We start from the raw sequence: 6,157 nt of genomic DNA on the forward strand, positions 1-6,157 counted from the left end.
GAAATTTCCACGGCCTCAGGCTCCATGCCCGTCTGCCGAGACGGTCCTACTTCCGTATAAGGGGATAGCGTAGACCTCGTCGAACAGCGGGCACTGAGAGGCTTCGCTGCACTGAATTGCCGTGTATGCGCCCCGGGGTGGGATCTGATTTTTGTCAGCCTGCTCGGCAGCAAGCAACGGACTGACTAGCAGCAATTCCATGCACAAGGTGCCAATGCTTCCATGTAATGGCTCGAGCAGCATGTCGATGGTACTTGCCGGTTGGGTTAATCGATGTCCGCGGTGTTATTAAACAGTGCACCGCCAAAATCTTCGACTGTGAACCATTAAAACAGAAAGCAGGAGCGAAGCGTATTTAGTATTGTGATAAGCCGCAGTTAGAAGTTTCGACCCGCCACACCCCACCTGTCGCGCACGGCAGGACGTTACATTGAATGTGGTTGTTTTTTTGCTGCCGCGAATCAGGGAAAACTCAATAATGTCGTGGCGCATCCGTCAAGTGCGCTGCTTGACTGGGTTTGCCGGTTCACGACATATCCTCGATGGGATCTCGTTGCGAGCGAATCTCCTCGGGGCTCAGGACGATATAGCCCAGCGCCTTCAGCAACTGCACCGCCTCCAGCTCTGCGTCCAGATACACCGGCCGCTCCGGGCGGCGCGGGCGCGGCGCGGGGGGCAGCCATGCGGCGCTGGCCTGCGCGGCGGGCGCTGCCTGGCCGTCGGACCATCGCGCGGTCAGGATGCGGCAATGGTCCACGTTGGGCTTCCAGGCGACGTCCACGGCGGCATTGAACCTGGCGGTGCAAAGCCGCAAGCGCTTCAGCGCCTTCAGCCAGTTGATGAAGGCATCGCGCTCCGGTGGCTGGTAGCCCTTCAGCAAGGTAGCCAGGCTGTCCTGCGCAGTGGCGCTGTCGGTTGCCTGGTCGTCTTCAAGCAGGGCAAGCTCAAGCGCCACGTGCTGGCGGCCGTCCTGGTCATAGATCGCGCAGTCGGCGTCCAGCACGCCTTCGCGCAGCAGCTCGCACAGAAGTACCCAGGCCCGTGGATTCTTGTCGAACCGGCCTTCGAGGGTCGGGTCGATCTGGCTGAGGATCTCCGGGATGGTGCGCGCCTCGCCTGACTGGATGGCCAGGGCGAAGGCCATCGCGTTGTCGGACGGCCTGGCACCGCTTGCCAGCATCTGCAATGACGTTTCCCAGAGTTCGCGGATTTCTGCCGCGGTATCCACGGCATGCATCCATGCATAGTCCTCCAGCGCCGCGCACAGCCTGCGCGCGGGCCTGGCCAGCTGGCCGGCCAGCGTCTTGATAAATCCCGTGCAATGCGCGCAGCGGCATTCCAGGCGGCCCGCATGCAGGAAGCCGGCGTACAGCCGTTCCTGGTGTCCGCAGTGTGCGCATTCGAGTGAAAAGCCGCCTTGCCGTGCCGGCCGCTGCGAGGCCAGCAGCCCGTCGACCTGATAGTGCGCCAGTCCGTCGCAGCACGGGCAGATCCATTGCAGCTTGTGCGCGCCGTCCCGAGGCCGCGCTGCGCGGTCGAACTGGCGCTCGATGGCGCTGCGCGGAATCCCCTGCGCGCGCCCGACCACGTCTGCGCTGTAGCGCCAATAGCAGTACGAGTGGGCGGCAGCGGCCACCTCCGGAGAGAGGCGCTGCAGATCCGGCAGCAGGCGGGGGCTGTGCCGGATCTCGTCGGCCATGGCATCGATCAGCGCTGGCCCGTCCGGCATCACCGCCTCAAGGGCGGCGCGGCTCTGTTCCAGGAAATCGGGCACGAAGACCCGGCGGATGTAGTCCTCGTTCTCTAGCCAGAACAAGTGGCCGGGGAGGGCTTCCAGTACATCAACCCCTTCCCTGACTTCCGACATGCCGGCGCAGGCGAGAAACGTGAACGGCTTACTGAACAGGAAGGCGTCTGTCATGTTGTCGTCAACGGAGTATCCCGCCCACGAACTGGCAATATGCCTCGTGTGCGATGGGTCACCACCCCGTGACTCGGCCAAGCAAGCGCACGGAAAGCGCAATCCTGATGGCGCTCTCCGTTCCGGGGACTTCCCCCTTCTTGTTTTCAGATCCGTCGGACCTGTGCGGATTTTGCATCTGCCGCATTGGACAGCATAGGCGAAGCTGACGCCTCGTTACAGAGGAATTCCTTTTCTTGACGTCCTCGTCCTACGACCAGGGGGACCCGCCGGGGCGCTGTTGCCATCCTGATTCAATCGCTCCAGGACCCGCCTGGCCTTGCCCTCGCAATCTTCACCTTCCCTGTTGCTGTTGATCTCGCCGATCAGTGCGACGAGGCGGTGCTTGCTCTGCGCCAGACGCTGCTCCAGCAGCTCGATCTCATCGACCTTGCGCCGCAGGGCCTGGAGGAGTTGGTCATGCGGCCACTTGTCCAGGTCTGGTGGCAGGATGGCTCGAATCTCTTCCAGGGAGAAGCCCGAGCCTTGCGCACACATGATGATCTCCAGCCTGGTCAACGTTTCCGGTGCGTATTCGCGATAGCCGTTGGCTTGCCGCTGCGCGGGCTCGAGCAGGCCGCTCGCCTCATAAAACCGGATGCGTGAGGCGGCAACGCCACTCAACCGAGCCAGTTCTCCGATTTTCATCCGTATTCTCCAGGGGGGCTTGACCTTAAAGTTGACTTTAAGCTTAAAGTCGGGCCCTGGTCAAATCAGGAACCCTCCCATGAAGCTGTTCACACCCCTTGCCCTGCCCAACGGCGCTGTGATTCCCAACCGTCTCGCCAAAGCTGCCATGGAAGAGAATATGGCGGATGCGGACCACGCCCCATCGGATGCGCTGCTGCGCCTGTACGACGCCTGGGCCAACGGCATGGCAGGCCTGATCCTGACCGGCAACGTCATGGTGGATCACCGTGCCATGACCGGGCCGAACGGTGTGGTCCTGGAAGACGACACCCACCTGGACCGCTTCCGGCGTTGGGCCCGCACCGCACGGGCCGGCGGTGCCCATGCCTGGATGCAGATCAACCACCCCGGGCGCCAGATGCCTGCGGCACTCGGCCAGACCACGCTGGCGCCGTCGGCCGTTCCGATTGACCTGGGGGCGCTGTCCAAGCAGTTTCCCGTGCCCAGGGAAATGACCGAGCAGGACATCGCCGACGTGCAGCAGCGCTTCACACGATCCGCCCAACTGGCGGAACGAAGCGGCTTTACCGGGGTGCAGATTCACGCGGCCCATGGCTACCTGTTGAGCCAGTTCCTGTCACCGCTCACCAACAAGCGGCAGGACCAATGGGGCGGCAGTATCGAGAACCGTGCGCGCCTGCTGCTCGACATCGTCCGGTCCGTACGAAGCGCGGTGTCGCCCCGATTCGCGGTATCGGTCAAGCTGAATTCGGCCGACTTCCAGCGCGGCGGCTTCAGCGCCGATGACGCGAAGCGCGTGGTCGAGATGCTCAATCCGCTCAATGTCGACCTGATCGAGCTGTCGGGGGGAAGCTATGAGGCGCCGGCAATGCAGGGGCAAGCCCGTGATGGCCGCACGCTCGCCCGGGAAGCCTACTTCCTGGAGTTTGCGCGCGACATCGCGTCCGTCGCGCGCATGCCCTTGATGGTCACCGGCGGCATCCGCCGCCGGGCCGTGGCCGAAGAGGTGATCGACAGTGGCATCGCCATGGCGGGCATCGCCACCGCGCTGTCAATCGACCCGAACCTGCCGCGCAACTGGCATGCAGGCAAGAACAATGCGCCCGCGCTGCGGTCGATCACCTGGAAGAACAAGACGCTGGGTTCCCTGGCCAATATGGCCGTCGTCAAGTTCCAGCTCAAACGGCTCAGCGAGGGACGTGTCACGGATCCACGCATCTCGCCCCTCAGGGCGCTGTTGTTGCAGCAGCTGTCCACCTCGTGCCAGACGCGGCGCTATCGCCGATGGACGACACAGCGGGCCGGTGCCCGTTAGTGGTGGTTGTGGCTCGATCGGGCACATCGGAGACACGCCACAAATACTGGCCGTCCAGCGCGGCGGTAGCCGCCGTGCACCCGGTGGCGGCGCTACGGGCGGCGGCCCGGTGAGACAGCACGGGGATCCGGGATAGCAGGCGGGTCCGATGCGCTGGCCGATTCGCCGTCTTCGGCAGATGGCCTGCGTTGATCCGGCGCCGCCGGTTTCTTTCCGGTCACCATGGACAGGATCAGGTTCTCCTTGTGCAACCGACTCATCAGAATTGCGGCGACAACATGCACGCTCACCAGCGCCAACAGCACGTCGGCGAGGACGCCATGGAGGTCCTTGGGCCAGTCTTCGCCCCAGAACATATCCAGTCTCGACATCCAGCCGGTGGCGGCAAGTGAAAGGATGAGGATCCACAACACCAGCATCATCAGCGCGCCAAGCGGATTGTGGCCAAGGTAGCGGGGCGGTCGCCCGGCAACGGCGGCCCCGACATAGGCAACCACGCCGCTGCGGCCGGGAACCCATTCGCGGATATTCCCGGCGCCGCTGCCCACCATGCCCCATGCCACGCGGACCAACACCAGGCACGCGGCCGCGTAGCCAAGGTTGCGGTGCAGCGGCCCGCCGGAATCCTCGTACAGGTCCCAGAGCACCAGTGCCGCCACGCCCCAGTGCGTGATACGGACGATGGGATCCCAGACCCGGACAGACTGGCGCGAAGGCTTCATGGCGCAGCGGCAGGGGGTGCGGTGTTACTTCTCGATTTCCGACTTGACGATGTCCAGCGTCTTGGTATCGAAGTAGATCTCCGCCTTCTTTCCTTCCTTGGTCGTGCCGTAGATCTCGTAGCAATTTCCGTCGACCTTGAACTTCTTGATGTTGTAGCCCTGCGCTTCAATCTTGGCGCGGGCATCGCTCTCCTTCATCCATTCGCTCTTGGGGTGCGCGGGACATTTCGCGCTGGCCAGCGCGGAACCGGACACCAGGATCATTGCCATCAGCGCGCCAATTCTAAGCATGAGACGTCTCCGTATCGTGGGAGCAATCAGCATAGTGCACCCAATAATGATTCGCAATCAGCGGCAGCACTACTTGGCAGGGCTTGAAGTTCTGCTGGCGATCGCCTGTGGCGCCTGGCAATCGGCATCCGTGGCAGAATACGTGGCATGTCATACGCATACGCTCCCGCACTGCTGATTATTCGCGCCATCCGATCTTTCGGTGGGTAGCGCGCGTCTGGCCAGAGTGCAAAACCCGCCACGGCGGGTTTTTTGTTGCCCGCTTCAGTGGCTCCCATTACAAAGGAACCCAACGATGTCAGCGCACGAGCTCACCCGGATCATCAAGGCCGCCGATGCTGCGATCACTGCCGAGGATTTTGATACGTTAATGGCAATCTATGCCGACGACGCGATGCTTGTTGTCAAGCCGGGCATGGTGGCAATGGGCAAGGAGCAAATTCGGCGTGCATTCGTAGCGATCGCCGAGCACTTCAATCACAGCATGAATGTCAGTCAGGGCGAGACGGTCGTACTGGAGAACGGTGAGACGGCGCTTGTGATTATGGAGACGGTGCTCAATTCGCTCGATGCAAAGGGTACTGCAGTTGCCACGACCAGGCGTGCGACCTATGTTTTCAGGAAGGGACCAGAGGGCAATTGGCTCTGCGCAATTGACAATTCATACGGGACCGATCTGCTTGGGGCGGAATTGCCATCGGTGAACTGAGTCGAGGGCCGGCCGGCAGGCGTTCGATCGTCTGCTGCTGGCTGGAAAGTGACCTCTGTTTGCCGCGAGCCGGGCGTCGCTTCTCGACCCTAAAGCGGACGGTGAGCAATTGATTAAAATCCTTGGCTTTCATGTCTACTGGATGCCGTGTGAACTACGATTTCGAGCGTCTATATCAGGTCATTGTCGAGAGTGCGAGTGCAGATGGTCCTATCACGCCGCGAATGCTTGCGGTCATTGACGAATGTGAACGTCAGACGCCGCATCAAGATTGGACCATTTTTAGGGCTCACGACTACCAAGCAGACGTCGGCCGTCTCCGTCACTGGGTGAGTACCGCCGTTATTGCGCTGCCTCTTTCTCCGCCGCCGCAGGGATTGTGGGTCGGCATCTGTAATCCGTGTGATGTCCCGCACGATATGGCATCGACCAGGACAGATTTATACCTGTCGCTTTGCGCCCGTTTCGACTCTTTAAGCAATGATTGGGCGTATGAGTCGTTGGTGACC

Annotated in this window: 6 protein-coding genes and 1 pseudogene; 3 read left to right on the plus strand and 4 right to left on the minus strand. The window is 62.0% G+C overall.

What is annotated here, in order from left to right:
* Window positions 1–526 precede the first annotated feature (526 nt).
* Both CF68_RS34720 and CF68_RS34725 read right to left on the minus strand, forming a co-directional pair.
* Entirely contained in the window at window positions 527–1,921 is a 1,395-nt protein-coding gene (locus CF68_RS34720; protein WP_035828105.1) for a hypothetical protein, read from the minus strand.
* 216 nt (window positions 1,922–2,137) lie between these two features.
* Window positions 2,138–2,608 carry a MerR family transcriptional regulator gene (locus CF68_RS34725; RefSeq protein ID WP_035828108.1) on the minus strand — a complete coding sequence of 157 codons (471 nt, stop codon included), beginning with the start codon at window positions 2,606–2,608 and terminating at the stop codon, window positions 2,138–2,140.
* Between the two features lie 79 nt (window positions 2,609–2,687).
* On the opposite strand from CF68_RS34725, the gene CF68_RS34730 reads away from it, so the two are divergent.
* Window positions 2,688–3,926 carry an NADH:flavin oxidoreductase/NADH oxidase family protein gene (locus CF68_RS34730; protein ID WP_035828110.1) on the plus strand — a complete coding sequence of 413 codons (1,239 nt, stop codon included), beginning with the start codon at window positions 2,688–2,690 and terminating at the stop codon, window positions 3,924–3,926.
* 206 nt (window positions 3,927–4,132) lie between these two features.
* Here CF68_RS34730 and CF68_RS34735 read toward each other — a convergent pair.
* Window positions 4,133–4,648 (minus strand): annotated as a pseudogene (locus tag CF68_RS34735) (cytochrome b/b6 domain-containing protein); the annotation flags it as partial.
* A gap of 24 nt (window positions 4,649–4,672) precedes the next feature.
* A complete protein-coding gene (locus CF68_RS34740) occupies window positions 4,673–4,939 on the minus strand; it encodes a PepSY domain-containing protein (protein ID WP_035828114.1) in 267 nt (88 codons plus the stop codon).
* A gap of 295 nt (window positions 4,940–5,234) precedes the next feature.
* Between CF68_RS34740 and CF68_RS34745 the strand changes: the two genes are divergently transcribed.
* Window positions 5,235–5,648 carry an SgcJ/EcaC family oxidoreductase gene (locus CF68_RS34745; RefSeq protein ID WP_035828116.1) on the plus strand — a complete coding sequence of 138 codons (414 nt, stop codon included), beginning with the start codon at window positions 5,235–5,237 and terminating at the stop codon, window positions 5,646–5,648.
* A gap of 149 nt (window positions 5,649–5,797) precedes the next feature.
* Window positions 5,798–6,157 (plus strand): hypothetical protein (locus CF68_RS38895; protein WP_235205995.1); only part of this gene is annotated, 360 nt, incomplete at its 3' end.

This window comes from Cupriavidus sp. SK-4, assembly GCF_000611125.1.
Classification (GTDB): Bacteria; Pseudomonadota; Gammaproteobacteria; order Burkholderiales; family Burkholderiaceae; genus Cupriavidus; species Cupriavidus necator.